Origin of the sequence: Enterococcus sp. DIV0703 (genome assembly GCF_051711065.1) — a bacterium.
GTDB lineage: Bacteria > Bacillota > Bacilli > Lactobacillales > Enterococcaceae > Enterococcus_B > Enterococcus_B hirae.
Genome location: NZ_JBIOLX010000001.1, coordinates 679881 through 697120, shown reverse-complemented (window position 1 = coordinate 697120; position 17240 = coordinate 679881). Strand labels below are relative to the sequence as shown.

General features: G+C 36.9%; 20 protein-coding genes. 9 read left to right on the top strand and 11 right to left on the bottom strand.

From position 1 onward, the window contains the following. Positions 1–76: 76 nt before the first annotated feature. Together IGK81_RS03235 and IGK81_RS03230 are read right to left on the bottom strand one after the other, a co-directional pair. The gene (locus tag IGK81_RS03235; protein WP_034699803.1) at positions 77–1873 is read right to left on the bottom strand and encodes an ABC transporter ATP-binding protein; all 1797 of its coding nucleotides are present in this window, start codon (positions 1871–1873) and stop codon (positions 77–79) included. Continuing rightward, on the bottom strand, positions 1873–2505 hold the full coding sequence (locus tag IGK81_RS03230; protein WP_010719836.1) for a MarR family winged helix-turn-helix transcriptional regulator: 633 nt from the start codon (positions 2503–2505) through the stop codon (positions 1873–1875). The genes IGK81_RS03235 and IGK81_RS03230 overlap by 1 nt, the downstream gene beginning before the upstream one ends. Positions 2506–2876: 371 nt before the next feature. Here IGK81_RS03230 and IGK81_RS03225 point away from each other — a divergent pair, with 371 nt between their 5' ends. From IGK81_RS03225 to IGK81_RS03215, 3 genes are all read left to right on the top strand, one after another. After that, positions 2877–2981 (top strand): putative holin-like toxin, encoded by a 105-nt coding sequence (locus IGK81_RS03225; protein ID WP_014834224.1) that lies wholly within the window; start codon positions 2877–2879, stop codon positions 2979–2981. Between the two features lie 306 nt (positions 2982–3287). After that, positions 3288–3392: a putative holin-like toxin gene (locus IGK81_RS03220; RefSeq protein WP_080704611.1), complete on the top strand. Its 105-nt coding sequence runs from the start codon at positions 3288–3290 to the stop codon at positions 3390–3392. 436 nt (positions 3393–3828) lie between these two features. Then, complete coding sequence (locus tag IGK81_RS03215; protein ID WP_034699801.1) at positions 3829–4086, top strand: hypothetical protein; 258 nt, start codon at positions 3829–3831, stop codon at positions 4084–4086. A 78-nt stretch (positions 4087–4164) separates the two neighbouring features. Here IGK81_RS03215 and IGK81_RS03210 read toward each other — a convergent pair whose 3' ends face one another. From IGK81_RS03210 to IGK81_RS03180, 7 genes are all read right to left on the bottom strand, one after another. Beyond that, entirely contained in the window at positions 4165–4440 is a 276-nt protein-coding gene (locus IGK81_RS03210) for a hypothetical protein (protein WP_034699800.1), read from the bottom strand. Continuing rightward, positions 4437–4787 carry a type II toxin-antitoxin system RelE family toxin gene (locus tag IGK81_RS03205; RefSeq protein ID WP_034699799.1) on the bottom strand — a complete coding sequence of 117 codons (351 nt, stop codon included), beginning with the start codon at positions 4785–4787 and terminating at the stop codon, positions 4437–4439. Before IGK81_RS03205 ends, IGK81_RS03210 begins: the two co-directional genes overlap by 4 nt. Before the next feature lie 412 nt (positions 4788–5199). Then, positions 5200–6279, bottom strand: coding sequence for an ABC transporter substrate-binding protein (locus IGK81_RS03200; protein ID WP_010719840.1), 1080 nt, complete (start codon positions 6277–6279; stop codon positions 5200–5202). After that, the gene (locus IGK81_RS03195) at positions 6276–7103 is read right to left on the bottom strand and encodes an ABC transporter permease (protein ID WP_034699851.1); all 828 of its coding nucleotides are present in this window, start codon (positions 7101–7103) and stop codon (positions 6276–6278) included. Before IGK81_RS03195 ends, IGK81_RS03200 begins: the two co-directional genes overlap by 4 nt. Next, entirely contained in the window at positions 7103–7909 is an 807-nt protein-coding gene (locus IGK81_RS03190) for an ABC transporter permease (protein WP_010719842.1), read from the bottom strand. Before IGK81_RS03190 ends, IGK81_RS03195 begins: the two co-directional genes overlap by 1 nt. 13 nt (positions 7910–7922) lie before the next feature. Next, positions 7923–9008 (bottom strand): ABC transporter ATP-binding protein, encoded by a 1086-nt coding sequence (locus IGK81_RS03185; protein WP_010719843.1) that lies wholly within the window; start codon positions 9006–9008, stop codon positions 7923–7925. 17 nt (positions 9009–9025) lie between these two features. Beyond that, entirely contained in the window at positions 9026–9568 is a 543-nt protein-coding gene (locus tag IGK81_RS03180) for a helix-turn-helix domain-containing protein (RefSeq protein WP_010719844.1), read from the bottom strand. 240 nt (positions 9569–9808) lie between these two features. On the opposite strand from IGK81_RS03180, the gene IGK81_RS03175 reads away from it, so the two are divergent. The 6 genes from IGK81_RS03175 (at position 9809) to IGK81_RS03150 (ending at position 14823) form a co-directional block, all read left to right on the top strand. Next, a complete protein-coding gene (locus tag IGK81_RS03175; RefSeq protein ID WP_034699798.1) occupies positions 9809–10798 on the top strand; it encodes an acrylyl-CoA reductase family protein in 990 nt (329 codons plus the stop codon). Next, positions 10795–11541: a phosphopantothenate--cysteine ligase gene (locus IGK81_RS03170; protein WP_034699795.1), complete on the top strand. Its 747-nt coding sequence runs from the start codon at positions 10795–10797 to the stop codon at positions 11539–11541. The genes IGK81_RS03175 and IGK81_RS03170 overlap by 4 nt, the downstream gene beginning before the upstream one ends. A gap of 85 nt (positions 11542–11626) precedes the next feature. Next, entirely contained in the window at positions 11627–12178 is a 552-nt protein-coding gene (coaC, locus tag IGK81_RS03165; protein ID WP_010719847.1) for a phosphopantothenoylcysteine decarboxylase, read from the top strand. 16 nt (positions 12179–12194) lie between these two features. After that, positions 12195–12827 carry an ECF transporter S component gene (locus tag IGK81_RS03160; RefSeq protein WP_010719848.1) on the top strand — a complete coding sequence of 211 codons (633 nt, stop codon included), beginning with the start codon at positions 12195–12197 and terminating at the stop codon, positions 12825–12827. 361 nt (positions 12828–13188) lie between these two features. Then, positions 13189–13836 (top strand): NAD(P)-binding oxidoreductase, encoded by a 648-nt coding sequence (locus tag IGK81_RS03155; protein WP_034699794.1) that lies wholly within the window; start codon positions 13189–13191, stop codon positions 13834–13836. Between the two features lie 3 nt (positions 13837–13839). Continuing rightward, complete coding sequence (locus IGK81_RS03150; protein ID WP_034699793.1) at positions 13840–14823, top strand: NAD(P)H-quinone oxidoreductase; 984 nt, start codon at positions 13840–13842, stop codon at positions 14821–14823. Between the two features lie 103 nt (positions 14824–14926). On the opposite strand, the gene IGK81_RS03145 is transcribed toward IGK81_RS03150, so the two are convergent. Both IGK81_RS03145 and IGK81_RS03140 read right to left on the bottom strand, forming a co-directional pair. Then, complete coding sequence (locus IGK81_RS03145) at positions 14927–15460, bottom strand: isoprenylcysteine carboxyl methyltransferase family protein (protein WP_034699792.1); 534 nt, start codon at positions 15458–15460, stop codon at positions 14927–14929. Positions 15461–15670: 210 nt separating this feature from the next. After that, complete coding sequence (locus IGK81_RS03140; protein ID WP_010719853.1) at positions 15671–17182, bottom strand: flavocytochrome c; 1512 nt, start codon at positions 17180–17182, stop codon at positions 15671–15673. Between the last annotated feature and the right edge of the window lie 58 nt (positions 17183–17240).

Below are 17240 nucleotides of genomic sequence, written 5' to 3'. Positions count from 1 at the left end.
AGAAAAAAGTATTTCTTCTTTCTCTTAGATTCTTCGCATTCTTTCAGTAAGATAAAAGGATTCAGCTTTTTAACACTTAGGCAATTTGCAATGTATCAACTTTAAATTGTTCATCTACGTATTTGGCATAGGTTTTGTGTTTTTGAACAAGCTCAGCGTGTTTTCCTGAACCGGTTACTTTTCCTTTTTCGATAAAGTAGATTTTATCAGCATCCACGATCGTTGATAGACGATGTGCGATCACTAATGTTGTCCGACCTTTCATCAGATTTGCCAAGGCTTGTTGGACTTTTGCTTCTGATTCAGAATCAAGACTTGCTGTTGCTTCATCCAACATCAAGACCTTTGGATCTCTTAAGAACGCTCGAGCGATTGCCAGTCGTTGCCGTTGGCCTCCAGAAATTTTCGTACCACGCTCGCCCACTTCTGTATCTAAACCATTGGGCATCTCTTCCACAAATTGACGTGCATAGGCTAATTCTAACACTTCCCAAAGCTGCTCATCTGTGTAAGTATCCGCTAATCCATAAGTTAAATTATAACGGATCGTTCCTGCCATAATAGCAGAATCTTGGGAAACATAGCCAATTTGACTACGATAATTGGACAACTTGATCTTTTGGATCTCTGTTGTGCCAAATTTGATCGTACCTGCTGTTGGCTCATAAAAACGTTCTAATAAACTGAATGTAGTCGATTTCCCTCCACCAGAAGGACCCGCAAAAGCAATGATCTCGTTAGGTTTAGCTTCAAAAGACACATTCGTTAAAATCGGTTCCTCAGGTGCATCACTATAAGCAAAGTCCACGTTAGAAACACACAATGTTTTGTTCGATAAATCCACTTCTTCACCAGATTCAAAGTCTTCAGGTACTTCATTCAATAATTCTTGTACACGGCGTGTCGAACCAGCAGCTTTTGCCATTTCAGAAAACAACGTGGCAATCGTTGGCATCGCACCGATCAGATTGAAGAGATACATGAGAAAACTCATTAATACCCCGATCGTCATCGCACCAATCGCAATACGATGCATTCCATAAGCTAACAAACCAAAGACCATACTCATAAAAACCATCATCATGATTGGTTGCATTGCAGCATCAAAGACTGCTTCTTTTTTACCAACGCGAAACAAACGATCGACTTCATTTGCTGCTCGTTCTTGTGCTTGTTGTTCGGCATTCGACGTTTTTACTAAACGAATTTCTGACAACGTTTCTGTTGCGATTCCATTGAAATGACTCATAGCATCTTGACGGATATGACTGATCTTTGAACCAAAGGTCATCACAGGAATCATCAATAGGATAACGACGGGAACAGCAATAACCATGGCTAGCGACATATGCCAGTCCATTCGGATCATCATATAAACAGTCCCGATTACGGTAATGATGCTCGCAATCGTTTGTGGAAATGTCACAGCCAACAGCTGTTTTACTTGGGACGTATCATTCGTTACTCGGCTGGACATCTCACCCGCCTTCACCGAATCAAAATAGGTGACTTTCAGTATCGTTAATTTATTCCATAAACGTTTTCGCATATTTTGAATGACGTTTTCGCCAAAAATTCCTAAAACCGTCCCACCAATCGCTGAAATTACAGCTGAAAAAACGAACATCCCCACGACTCTTCCTAATAAAGCATAATCGATCCCCTCTTGAAAATGATTAACTAAATTAGCCGCCAATTTAGGAACATAAACTTGCACAGCTGATGAACCTGCTAATAAGATCATCCCAATCGCCAGTAAGGGATAGCGCGGTTTTGTTTGTTTGATTAAACTAAGAAATTCTTTCAAAGAAAATCTTGTATTCGTTTGTTTCATCGAGATACTAACGGGTCTTCCGCCTCCACCTTGTGCCATTATTTTCTACGCCCTTTCTTCCATCCTTCAAAGCCACCGTAATGTCTATCAAATCGTCCATCGAAGGCATCTCGATCAAAGCCACCTCGACCAAAACCACCGAACCCACTGCGATCCATCATCTGTTCACGTGCTCTGCCAAAATGCGCACTCATCTTATTGAATCGTTCCCAGCGTTGATCATCGCCGAAAACTTCAGCTAATTTTTCTTGAAATTCAGGACGATTGATATTTTCATTCATTCGTTCAAGATAGGTATTCAATTGTGCTAACTCTTCTTCTGCAAAACCTTTAAATAAGACATCTTTTAATGTTGTACTGATTGAACCACGCTCTTGCAGACTTTCTCGACCTTTATCAGTAATCTTGACCAAAGTCACTCGGGAATCCGTTGCTGATTTTTCCCGCATGACCGTCCCAGCCTCTTCTAATTTTTTGATGATTTGTGTCACACTAGACGGTTTAATATCTAGCACTTCAGCTAATCTTCCTGCCGTCACATCGTCCTCAGCCACTAATATTTTTAATGTTTCAAAAGCATTGTCTGTCTTTTCTTCCACTTGATAGGCAAAAATCAAAAACGGTTGATGCGCAATCTCTAACAGATTTTCTAAGATTTCATGATTATTCATAAGATGACCTCCAAAATATTTACTTAGTTTATATCGATATCAACAAAATAAATGATAAACTATTTATTTTGTTTGTCAACAGCTAAACTAATTAAATAGTTAAAAAAATAGTTAACCAAAAAAAAATCTAAAATTGACTAACACTTGATAAGTGAGTTGGTTTGTTTTTTTCAATACGCATTATCCCTTCTATTTTTTTATTTTCAAACAAAAAAATAGACTCAGTTCTTTTTGGATTTTCAAGAAAATAACTAAGTCGATATGCTATAATCATTTGTGACAGTAAAGTTTAATGACGGTGGCTTTCCATTCTGAAAGCGAGGTGGTGCTTATGCACATAATCTCACACTTTAGAGAAAGGAGATGCCTTTTTGTCCGCATATGAGACAATTCAAACCATTCTTGGGTTTGGTATGTTTACCATTTCTTTGATTGGCTTGGTTGTATCTATGCTTAAACATGACAAAAAGAAATAGCCGTCACTTTAGCGAGCAGACTGGCTATTTCTTTTTGAAATACTATTAAATTCGCCACCGTCTTTAGCGGTGCTGTCAAAAGGGAACTGTTGACGCAGTTCCTTTTTTCATGTTTATTATAGCATACCTCTATTCTTCTATTCAATAAAAAACAAAAGAACGATTGTTTTTTTAAAGCAATGATCCCTGAGTCTATAGGCTACGATCCTTTGTGACAGTAAAGTTTAATAACGGTGGGTTTCTTTTCTGAAAGCGAGGTGGTGCTTATGCACATAATCTCACACTTTAGAGAAAGGAGATGCCTTTTTGTCCGCATACGAGACAATTCAAACCATTCTTGGGTTTGGTATGTTTACCATTTCTTTGATTGGCTTGGCTGTATCTATGCTTAAACATGACAAAAAGAAATAGCCGTCACTTTAGCGAGAAGACTTGCTATTTCTTTTTGAAATATTTAGTTTAATTGCCACCGTCTTTAGCGGTGCTGTCAAAAGGGAACTGTTGACGCAGTTCCTTTTGCACGATTATTATAGCATGCCTCTATTCTTCTATTCAATGTTAATTTCTAGCATCTTGATTAAAATTGACTTCTATCAATTCATATAAACACCAAAAATTCTGATATAAAGGCATTTTTGAGTAAATAGCTCACTAGCAAATCCTAACTGATCACAGTAGTACGATAGTCAAAGAGGATATTTTTAACTAATTTGATTTATCGTATAGTGTGATAGAGGGAACTAGTTCTACTTACTTATGCAATAAAACATATTTAAAGAGTTTTATTTGAAAAAAATATATTGACATTTTATACTTGAATTATCAAATAAAAAGGACGTGAAGATAAATGTCAAATTTAGAACATAAAGAAGAAAAAACTTTAGACAAAATTATTGCTACGGTTAATAAACTGGATAAAGAATTAGAGGAACTTGATACGTTATCTGAAAATCCAGAAAAAAAACATAACCTAAAAAAATGGTTAGTTGAACGAAAAGCGATTCATGAAATTAAAAAAATTCTTCATGAAGCTGGTAAATATGAGAAATATGATGAAAAAGAACTTGATAAAGAATTTAAAGAAATTAATGATTTATTACAATAATTGATTTATACGACTCATTTTGAGTCGTTTTTTATTTATAATAAAGCATTCCTTTCAAGAAGATAAAACAAATGAGAGTCATTGTTTAAGTTTAGTTTGTATATAAAGTCTATAGCTATTTTTAAATTCAATATCTGCTATTTTCATTACTTTTTTCATTGCTTCATCTGAAGAGCCAAAATGGTACCTATTCTTTTCGAATCCATCTTCAACTATCGTGTATCGTTCTTGGTCATAACAAATAAATACATAGCGATCTTTTTTGAATGTAAGAATTTTTAAAGCGAAACAGTTCTTTGACTTAAATGTTTTTTTCAAACATTGTTTTAATTGCTTTTTATAAATCATGTTCATTTTACAGCACTTCTACTTTCTTCATCGACTAGCCATTGATTTTTGTTGAATCGATTAACCAACTTATTTACTTCCTTATCAAATAAAAATTTTTTCAACGTTCGACTAATATAAAAAACTTGCACCTTTTTGCCATCTATTCTAAAAGCAATTCGAAAATCTTCCTTTCCTAAATGGATTTTCATTTCATAAATAGAGTATTTTGCAGATGAATGGACAGGTTTGATGCGATAAAAATTATGTGTCAAATACTCATTCACTTTATATACGATTATTTCTTGGTGTTTTTTTGATTGATTCTCAGAAAATACATCGGAAAATTCCTTGCTGAACTCTACAGAGTACATAACTATACCTTCTTTGTTAGATGATTTATGTAAAGGATAGAATACAAATACAATAGAATGTCTCATACATCACAATATAATTATAGTTGATGAAACAACCTATTTCTATTCATATTCATTATATCAACTATAAAAAATAGCCACCAAAAGGCGACTGAAAAATAGGCTTTTATTTGTAAGTTACCTTACAGGCATTAGACTAATCCAACCAATGCCTATCAAAAACATATCATACTTGTTGCATCACTATTTCGTCTATTTTCTCTGGTAGAAAATCGCTGGTAGAAAAGATAAAATAACACAAAAAAAGCGCCTAAAAAGACGCTTTTGGTAGAAAATTGGAAAACTGAGTATCAGAAAGTACGTGAAATAGGCTATTTTAAGCTTGATTTTCCCCCAATTTTATTGAGTCTTACCAGCTTTTCCGATACATCTTGAACTCTAAGAACAAGTCGTTATAGATTCCTAAAAATTTAGGTCCAAGGTCTTCATAAACTTCTAGATGAGAGATGGTTTCATCAGAGGGATAGAATTGTTCATCTTGGGAAATTTCTTTTGGTAAAAGAGCTTTCGCTTTTTTGTTAGGTGTTGAGTAGCCAATGTATTCAGCATTTTGGGCAGCATTTTCTGGTTTCAACATAAAGTTGATGAAATCATATGCGCCTTCTTTGTTTTTTGCTGTTTTCGGCATCACGATATTATCAAACCATAAATTCGAACCTTCTGAAGGGATCACATAATGAAGATGTTCATTTTCAGACATCATATCTGCTGCTTCTCCAGAAAAAGTTACTGCGACGGATGCTTCTTCATTGATCATATACATTTTGATTTCATCAGCTACGATCGCTTTGACATTAGGGGTTAGTTTGTTCAGTTTATCTGCAGCTGCATTCAATTGATCCATCTCTTTGCTGTTCAACGAATAGCCCAAACTGTTCAACGATAGCCCCATCACTTCTCTGGCACCATCGATCAACATCAAACTATCTCTTAATTTCGGTTTCCAAAGATCATTCCAGTGCTGGATTTCCTCTTTATTGAAAACTTTATCATTATATACGATCCCCAAGGTTCCCCAAAAGTATGGAATCGAATAGGTATTTTGGGGATCAAAGTCTAAATCCAAAAAGCGCTCATCAATGTTCGCTAATCCTTTGATCTTGGAATGGTCTAAAGGAAGCACTAATTTTTCTTTGATCATCTTTTGGATCATGTATTCACTAGGAATGGCTATATCATAATTTGTGCCACCTTGTTGGATCTTAGTAAACATGGCTTCATTGGAATCAAACGTTTCATAATTGACCTTATACCCATATTCTTTTTCAAATTTTGTGATCAAGCTAGGATCAACGTAATCGCCCCAATTGTAGATCGTAACGATTTTTGCTCCACTCATTCCACTTGCTTGTTCTAATTGCCGTACACCAAAGAGCAAGATCAAGATGATCACAACGATACCCACAAACAGTGATTGTAATTTTTTCATCGTAAGCGTGCGACCTCCTCACGTCCTCGGCGATTTTTCCTCAGTTTTTTTGAACGATTTTCTTTACTAATGAAATAATAACCGATCACTAAAACCATCGAAAATAGGAACACTAATGCACTTAACGCATTGATTTCTAAACTGATTCCTTGACGAGCACGAGAATAGATTTCTACTGACAACGTAGTGAACCCATTCCCTGTTACGAAAAAGGTCACCGCAAAATCGTCTAATGAATAAGTAAATGCCATAAAGTAGCCTGCAATGATGCCCGGAGATAAGAATGGTAAAATAATATTTTTTACGACTTGAAAATTATTTGCACCAAGGTCTCTAGCGGCATCAACCATCGAATCATTCATTTCTTGTAATTTAGGTAATACCATCAATACAACGATTGGGATACTAAAAGCAATATGAGAAAGCAAAACACTTTGAAAACCTAATCCAAAGCCTAAAAAAGTAAAGAAAATCAAGAAACTGGCACCAATAATTACATCTGGTGAAACTAATAAAATATTATTCATACTTAGTAATGTCGTTCTTGCTTGTCGTTTTTTAGTATAGTAAATCCCCATTGCCCCAAACGTTCCGATAATCGTTGCGATCAGTGCCGATAAAAAGGCTAACATAAAAGTGTTCAATACAATAATGATCAATCGTGTATCTTCAAAAACTGCCTGATAATGGTCCCAAGTAAAACCGGTAAATTTGTTCATGGTACCACCGTCATTAAAGGAGTAAAAAATCAAATAAAAGATAGGCAAATATAATAGTAGAAAAACAATAAAGAGGTAAAGGTAAGACCACTTAAATTTTTTCATCATGCGCGGCCTCCCTTCTTCTTCTCACCTGTCAGCAACATCACAATAAACATTGCAATAATCAAAATAACTCCGATCGTCGAACCCATCCCCCAATTTTGAGTCACGAGAAAATGTTGTTCAATTGCTGTTCCTAAAGTGATCACACGATTTCCACCAATCAGTCGTGTCAACATGAACAATGACAGTGAAGGAATAAACACTGCTTGAATCCCACTTTTTACACCATTCAATGACAATGGGAATACTACTCGGCGAAATGTTTCAAAATTATTAGCTCCTAGATCACGGCTAGCACTGATTAATGACGGATTCATTTCTTCCAATGCATTAAATATCGGCATAATCATAAATGGAATCTCGATATAAGTTGCCACAAATAAAAAACTAAAATCGGTAAACAAAATTTGTCTTGGAGCAATCCCTAAAAATTCAAAAAATTGATTCACACTTCCATGGATACTAAAAATACCAATAAACGCATAAGCTTTTAGTAATAAATTCACCCATGTTGGTAAGATGATCAGCATCAACCACAACTGTTTATGTTTTAATTTAGTTAAAAAATAAGCAGTCGGATAGCTGATGATTAATGTAAAAAAGGTGATCAAAAAGGCATACCAAACAGAATTTAACGCCATGAAAAGATTCGTTCTAGACGTCAAAAAAGTAGCATAATTATTTAAAGTAAAGTGTCCATTCATATCAAAAAAAGATTGGTAAATGATCATCAAAACTGGTGCGATCACGAATAGACCAAGCCAGAGTACATAAGGAACAGAGTAGATTCTACGCATTGCTTTCATTGACTATTCCTCCTTACTCTTCATAACTATCAAGTCGTGCATCAAATTCTTCTTCTGATTCATTAAAACGCATGACATGGATATCTTCTGGATCAAAGGCTAGACCAACTTTGCTACCCTCTTTTGCTTTTTTCGTTGAATGAACCGTCCATTCATTTTGTTGCTCGTCGTAACAGACAATTTCATAGTGGACCCCACGAAACAGTTGCGTATCAACAGTCACAACCAGTTTTCCCTTATCAGGGGTAGTAATCGTTAAATCTTCAGGGCGCAAGACGACTTCAACTGGTTCATTGGGACGCATTCCACCATCAACACATTCAAATCGTTTGCCAACAAACTCTACAAGATTATCGTCGATCATCACACCATCAACGATATTGCTTTCACCCACAAAATCAGCCACAAAATGATTGATCGGTTCATCGTAGATATCGACAGGTGTTCCACTCTGCACGATTTTCCCCTTATTCATCACAAAGATTTCATCGCTCATTGCTAAAGCTTCTTCTTGGTCATGTGTCACAAAAATAAATGTAATTCCCAAACGTTGTTGCAACTCTCTTAATTCATACTGCATATCCGTTCGCAGCTTTAGATCCAGCGCAGACAGAGGTTCATCTAACAACAATACTTTGGGTTCATTAACGATAGCCCGCGCGATAGCCACACGTTGTCTTTGTCCACCAGACATTTCGCTAATTTCTCGATTTTCGTACCCAGGAAGTTGCACCATACGAAGTGCATCTTTGACTTTTTTCTCAATATCGACTTTATTCATTTTTTTGATTTTCAATCCAAAAGCGACATTGTCGAATACATTCATATGAGGAAATAAGGCGTAATCTTGGAAAACCGTATTTACTTGCCGTTTATTAGCTGGCACATCATTTAATCGTTTTCCCTCAAAATACATTTCGCCTTCAGTAGCATCTGTGAAACCAGCAATAATTCGTAAAATCGTTGTTTTTCCACAACCCGAAGGACCTAATAAGGTATAAAATTTCCCTTGTTCGATCTCGAAACTCACTTTTTTCAAAATCGTTTCATCATCATAGCGTTTGACCACCTGATCAAATGAAATAATTGGTTTTCCCACTTTTTAACCCCCTAAAATTACAAGTACGATTCAGTAGCGACAATCAATGCCCTCGTACGTTTTGATTGATGATTCTTCAATTGGTGGTGCTTTGTTGCTTGGTAATAGATCGATTGACCCGCTTTGGCAATATATCGTTCTTCACCTAAGCTTAACTCTAATTCCCCCTCTAACACAAAAATAAACGTTTCTGATAAAGAAGGTTCAAATAATTTATACTCTCCTGCTTCATTGAATGTCAGTAAAACAGGTTCCATTTCTTTTTCATTCGAATCAGAGACCAACCATTCAAGTTGATAACCATTTTCTTCATCTAAATAAACGGTATGATCTTCTTTAGAATAAACAACTTGTAGATTCACTGTTTCTTGATGAAAAAATTCTTCAGGGGAAACACCTAATACTTCAAGAATCGAAAAAAATGTTTCCATGGATGGCGAACTCAAGTCACGTTCTAATTGAGAGATATAGCCTTTTGATAAATCCGTACGTTCACCTAATTCTTCTTGTGTCAAATTTTTCTGGATACGTAAATTTCTTAACTTCTCACCTATTTCCATCTCATTCCTCCTCCATGAAGTTTTCTAATAGTAAACATCAAGTTTACTCTCACTCGTACTAGTATACAAATTTTGATCAAAAACACAACCCTTTTTATTTTAAATTTCACGAAAAACATCTTTTTTATTTGAAAGAATAAGTTTCACTTTTTTTAGTCACTAATCATCAGCGAATCACCATAAAATAGATTGATTTATGGTATGATAAAAGAAAAATTTTGAGAGGAGTTCTGTTTTTACATGAATAAATTTAAAGCGTTTCAAGTAAATAATGTTCCGCATTTTCATACTTCGATCATTGACCAGGAAATGCCTCTTTTATCAGCGAACGAAGTGTTGGTCAAAGTTGCTTATTCTGATGTTAACTATAAAGATGCACTAGCTAGTAGTGAATCTGGTGGTGTCATCCGCTCTTATCCTATGACACCTGGGATTGATCTTTCAGGAACCGTTGTCGAAAGTCGAGATGAACGTTTCAAAACAGATGATTCTGTTCTCCTAACTGGTTATGGCTTGGGCGTCACTCAACCTGGAGGCTATAGTCAGTACCAGAAAGTTTCTGGTGATTGGTTGATTCCACTTCCGAAAACCTTGTCACTTCGTCAGGCAATGGTATTAGGAACTGCTGGCTTTACTGCACTTTTATGCGTGAACGCCCTCATATCAAAAGGGATGAAATCGAGTGACCGTATTGTTGTAACTGGAGCATCTGGCGGAGTAGGCAGTACCGCTGTAGCAATTTTAAAAAAAATGGGTTTTACTTCGATCATCGCTCTTTCACGCAAAAAAGAATCGGTGGAATGGCTGAAAAAATTAGGGGCGAATGAAGTCCTATCCCCAAATGAATTTCTTCCTGAAAAGACAAAACCTTTAGGAAAGCAACAAATCGATTATGTCATTGATACGGTTGGTGGGGACTTATTGACCCAACTCCTTCCTTTGATCGCCTATGATGGTGCTGCGGCATTATGTGGAAATGCTGGAGGAATCAAATTGACCACTACTGTATTACCGTTTATTTTGCGCAATATCCAGTTGATCGGTATCGATTCAGTCAATGTTCCGCATGAAAAACGTTTCTCCTTATGGCAACAATTAGCTGATCTTGCTATTGCTGATGATCTTTTCGTTAAAGAAATCGCCTTGGAGGAATTGCCCGAAGTGATTCAAGGATTGTTAGCTGGGCAACATCAGGGAAGAACACTAGTTAATGTAGGTGAAATGAAATGAAGATATTGATTACGGCTGGTGGCACAAGCGAAAAAATTGATCAAGTCCGTTCAATCACAAATCATTCGACTGGGCAGTTAGGTAAAAAGATTGCTGAAACATTGGTAACTGATTCAACAGTAACGATCGACTATGTCACGACAAACAGTGCTGTCAAGCCAACGTCACAGGACAATATTCGCTTTCATCTAATCGAGTCCACTCAAGATTTATTTGAAACTTTGGAAAGATTACTGACAAGTGACTCTTATGATGCCATCATCCATAGTATGGCAGTGAGCGATTTCACTCCTGCTTTTAGCCTATCTGAAGAACAATTGGCACAGAGCATTGACCAAACACCGCTAACGCCAGAACACCTTTCTTCATGGTTCCGAGACCATGAAATAAATCCTAATAAAGCTGAAAAAATCTCTTCTGACACAGAACACTTGTTAATTGCCTTGAAAAAAACGCCTAAGATCATCAGCTATCTAAGAAAATGGCAACCAGAAGCAACCATCATCGGCTTTAAGTTATTAGTCGATGTTTCAAAAACAGAACTTTTAGCAGTCGCCAAAAAAAGCATCATGAAGAATCAGGTAGACTACATCCTTGCGAATGATCTGACACAAATCGACGGAACAAACCATCACGGCTATCTATTAGGGGCAGACGGAACAATCAAAGAAGCACAATCCAAGGAAGAAATTGCTAAATTATTAGCATCGGTTATAATAGAACCAGTTTCCTTTAACCAATGAAACGCTGAAAAGAATTCTCTGATTTATTTCTTAAAACACAAAAGTTAAGCTTGATTTTAGCAGGGAATGAAAGGAGTAAACAATTATGAAAAAAATTCTATTGGGGGTTACTGGCAGTATCTCTGCTTATAAAAGTGCGGATATTACCAATCAACTCGTGAAACTTGGCTACCAAGTAGACGTAATCATGACAGAAAGCAGCACTCACTTCATCACGCCACTTACGTTACAATCCTTATCAAAACGTGCCGTCCATACCGATGTCATGCAAGAAAAAGAGCCTTCAGTGATTAATCACATCGAACTGGCAAAACAAGCAGACTTGTTCTTGATTGCTCCTGCTACGGCTAATATTATCGGTAAATTAGCAAATGGATTAGCAGATGATCTGCTCTCAACAGTTGCAATGGCACTCCCTGCAGATACTCCGAAGTTGATTGCTCCTGCAATGAATACAAATATGTATCAACATCCGCTCAATCAAAGGAATTTAAATACGTTAAAATCAATCGGCTATCAAGAAATCGAGCCAAGAGAGTCGTTGTTGGCTTGTGGTGATTTTGGCAAAGGTGCTTTAGCTGATACCCAAATAATCATTGATCAAACGGTACAACTGATTAATGAAAGAAACGCTTAATATAAAAGGAGTCATTATGAAAAACACACGTACTTTTGCTTTGACTGCTATGTTTTTAGCAATCATGATTTTATTAGCGGTCACACCGCTTGGGTTTATTCCTATTGGTCCAATCAACGCTACGACCATGCATATCCCAGTGATCATTGCATCAATCGTTTTAGGCCCACGTTTAGGTGGCTTTCTAGGAGGGACATTCGGCTTGATTAGTATGATTCGTAGTACGGTCATTCAAACGCCTTTATCATTCGTCTTCTCCCCATTCATCCCAGTGATTGGCACAGACCACGGAAGTTTGAAAGCATTATTGATTGCTTTTATTCCAAGGATATTGATTGGTGTTGTTCCCTACTTTGTCTATAAAGGAATACTACGGCTAAGTAAAAACAAGTTTCAAGGTGTTTCTTTGTTTCTAGCAGGCTTAGCTGGTTCTTTCGTGAATACGATCCTAGTGATGAATATGATCTATTTCTTATTCCAACAAGATTATGCTCAAGTGGTCGGAAAAAGTATCCATGCGTTATATACTGCTATTTTAGCTGTTATCTTTACGAGTGGTGTTCCAGAAGGAATCATCGCTGGAATTGCTACAGTCGCTGTTGGTAGTGTCTTGCTTCGTTTGATGCATGCGACACCCCAACCTAAATAAGACAATTAGCTGATAGCGAACATGATCTTCTTTGAATCAAAACATCCATCCCAATTTTTGTTGAAATTGGTAGATGGATGTTTTTTACTTAAAAATCATCAATAGTATGAAAGCTTCTACTCCTTGGAGCAAGCCTGAATTTGTCCCATCTAAGTTCCCCATGCTGTTTATTATCCTATCCACGGCGTTCTCAGAGCTGACCTTCGGCAATAAGCCAGAATTTTTCAAAATATGTGAAGCTATTTTAAAAAATTCTTTCTTATTGTCTTCGGAGCTATCGATGCTTTCATAACCTCTTTCTCGCATTTTTTTTGTTTAGTGTTATGATTGATAGTGATTATTATAAGAAAGGATGATTAAAATGAAAATTTTTGTTGTAGGTGCTAATGGCCAAATTGGTCGGCATTTAATCAAAGACCTTGCAACTACTAGACATCAAGTGACAGCAGGTGTACGCGAGATTGCAACACAATCTTTAGTTAAAAAAGATAATGTCACTTATGTTTCTTTCGATCTGACTTGGACAATTGAAGAAATGGCAGATGCTTTTAAAGGTTGTGATCTCGTTATTTTTGTTGCGGGTTCGCAAGGGAAAAACTTATTGCAGATCGACTTAGACGGTGCGATCAAGACAATGATAGCGGCCGAATCAGCACATGTTTCTCGCTACTTTATGATTAGTGCTGTTTTTGCCGAGGATCGCAGCAAATGGCCAGATTCTATGATTGATTACTACATTACGAAACATTATGCTGATGAGTGGCTGAAACAACAAACAACTTTAGATTATGTAATCATCCAGCCAGTGTCATTGACAAATGAAGAAGTCACTACAGTCCAACTGGCAAAACCAACCGAAGCCACTGCTAAAACCGTCTCTCGTCAAACGGTAGCTGCTGTTCTGACAGCTTTAGTGGAACAACCAACTATAACTAAAACAACGCTAGTACTATCTGAAGGAACGCAGGAAATTTCAACTGCGTTGCAACAAATAGTCGAGGAGGAATAAAAAATGCGAGCCATCACGATCAAACATCCCGGTTCTGCCGAAGTACTACAAGAGATCGATGCACCAAAACCAATAGCGGAAAAAGGACAATTACTCATAAAAGTCCACACAGCGGCAATCAATCGAACGGACATCATGCGTCGAGAAACAACGAATCAACAGACTCCTTACCCGATTCTTGGCGTAGAAGTAGCTGGAGAAGTGGTTGAAAACCGAAGTGATAACCCAGCTTTTGTACCAGGTACAAGAGTATGTGGATTAGTCAATTTAGGCGGTTATGCCGAGTACGCAGTGATGCCAGCTGACCGTGCAATTCTACTGCCCGATACATTGGATAATATTGCAGCGGCTGGTATTGCAGAAGTTTTTCTAACAGCTTACCAAACACTCTATTGGCTAGGAAATTTACAAGAAGGTGAAACTGTTTTGATCCACGCTGGAGCGAGCGGTGTGGGAACGGCAGCCATCCAACTAGCAAAACAACTTACTAAGGCAACCGTCATCGTCACTGCTGGTTCATCAGAAAAACTAGCTTTTTGTCAAAAACTTGGTGCAGATGAACAGATCAATTACAAAACACAGGATTTTTCAACCGAAGTAGCAAGAATCACCAATGGAAAAGGTGTTGACGTGATCTTAGATTTCATCGGAGCTTCTTATTGGGAGAAAAATTTAGCTTCTATTGCTATTGATGGACGTTGGGTATTGATCGGAATGTTAGGTGGAACAATTGTACCAGAGATTGATTTAGCTACCTTGATCACCAAACGAATCCAATTAATCGGCACTTTGTTGACTCCTCGAAGTGATCAGTACAAAGCTCAATTGACTCAAGAATTTATGCAAGTAGTTGGACCTTATCTAGCTGACCAACGAGTCAAACCAATTATTGATCGTACCTTTACATTGGCGCAAGTCCAAGAAGCACATGAATATATGGAAGCGAATAAGAATATTGGAAAGATTATTTTGACGATAACAGAATAACCAACTTTTAAATGCAAATAGCAATCAAAAAATAAGCCGTAGAATCTCAAAAATAGGAGCAACTATTTTGGGATTCTACGGCTTTTTTTATTTAGCTAGTTTATTATGACTGCTTTATTTCTTTTTGTTTAATAGATGCAACTAATTGATTTTCCTTTTTTATTCGTAGATAGAGACAGAGACTATAAGGAAGAATAAAAATAATGAGTGTCACATAGGCGTGAAAAAGAAGCACGACTCCAATCAATTCAGGTAAAATATTTAAAAAATAATTGGGGTGCTTGACCCGTTGGAACAACCAATGTTCAATCAATTGATGATCTGGTTCAAAGATCAATTTCACTGACCAATATTTTCCTAATAATTTCATGACCCAAAAGAGCATGATAAACGAAAATAGGATGAGACAAAATCCAATCCAGCTGACCCAATTAATTTGTGTTTTTTGAATGCTTCCCTCAAAGAAAGCAGAAAAATAAAACAGCGTATGTAAGATAGCTAACCATTTCGTAGTTGTTTTTCCATACTCAATCGCTCCTTCATGTAATAATTGGTTCGCATGCTTACTTGAAATTTTTAATACATACAATCGTACGAATGCGATTATCAAAAAGAAATAATATAATTGTTGACTCATTCGTTTCACTCGTTTCTATTTTTATTTATTATCATCTGGAACGACCTGCAAAAGTCACTTATTTTCTATCAAATAATCATTTATTCAAAGTAAAGGAGTAGAACCATGATCGCATGTTCTTCACAGTTTGATAAAAGTATAGGAGAAAACTAACTTTTGACATGCTAGTTTTCTCCTAATTGACCGTCCATTTACTTTATATTTACGTTCTTAATTTTCACTGACGAATTTTGCTGCCTGTTGTCCAGCTTGTCGTCCAAAGATAATAATTTCAGCAACCGAATTACCACCAATCCGATTGTTCCCGTGTAGCCCCCCAGTTACTTCACCAGCAGCATACAAACCAGTGATCGGTTGATTTTCTTTATTCAACACTTCTGTCTTCGTATTGATTTTCACGCCACCCATTGTGTAGTGGATACCTGGTGCAATTTTAATCGCATAGTATTTGGGTTCTGTCAGCCCATTATCCATCGCTGTCGTCCGATTAAAAGCGTCATCCTTTTGAGCATCGACTGCTTTATTCCAGGATTCAAGTGTTTGAGCCAAATTGTCTGCAGGCACATTTACTTTTTCAGCTAATTCTGCCAGATCATCTCCTGAAGTCACGTAACCCTTTTGCTCATAGAAATCAATTGCTTTTGCTCGATCTCTTACTCCTTGATCAAAAATCAAATAAGCAGATTTTTCCGGTAAAGCTGTAATAGCTGCGGAAACTTTGTCTCTTGTATCTAATTCATTCACAAATCGTTGTCCTTCTTGGTTGACTAAAATAGCCCCCTCACCTCGAACAGCTTCACCAATCAAGACGCCTTCATCTTGTTGGACTGTTGGATGTATCTGGATTTTATCCATGTCAACCGTTTGACCACCTAATTTTTCAATCATCGTGATTCCATCACCGGTTGAGCCTACTTGGTTAGTAGTGACATAGCCTGCTAAATCAGGACGGTATTTTTCAATCACTTCTTGATTGGCACCATACCCGCCAGTTGTCACTACAATTGCGTTCCCTTTGATTTCCTTTGGCTCTTCGCCTTGGACTTGTACAGTCACCTCATTGACTTTACCACTATTTTCTTTGATATCAGTTACATCTGTATTCACAAAAATAGGAATTTTACGTTCATGTACATTTTTTAACAATCCGTCAACTAAGTAACCACCGATAGCTGAGCCATCTGAAGGTCGGTGTGTTCTTTTTTCACTCATTCCCCCAGTAATTGTTAAATTATCCAATTTGATTCCATTTTGATCCAACCAATCAATCGCAGCGGCTGAATGATCAACGAAGTAGTGGAGTAATTCTTGATCATTGGTGCCACCTCCGCCTTTTAATGTTTCTTCGTAGAACGCTTCATTGGAGTCATTGATTCCGTCAGCTTGTTGGAATTTAGTGGCTGATGCATTCATTCCACTTGAAGATTTTAAGGTATTCCCACCTGCTACTGGCATTTTTTCAAAGATGACTGGGTTCAATCCAGCATCTTTTGCTTCAATCGCTGCTGTCATCCCTGCTCCACCTGCACCAACAATGATAATATCATAAGAGTCTTTCATTTCAGCTGGGTTGGTATACGTTTGTTCCGATGCACCTGAAGATACCTCTGTTTTTTCAGATGATTTCGTGCTTGTCGTCGTTTTTTCTTTTGAATCTGCACTACAAGCTCCCATTGTTAAAACTGATGTAAAAACCACCAAACTTTTTAGCACTTTTTTCATTCTTTTCCTCCTAAATTTTAGTACTCCTTTATTTTAAGTGAAAAAATTCACAATTCCA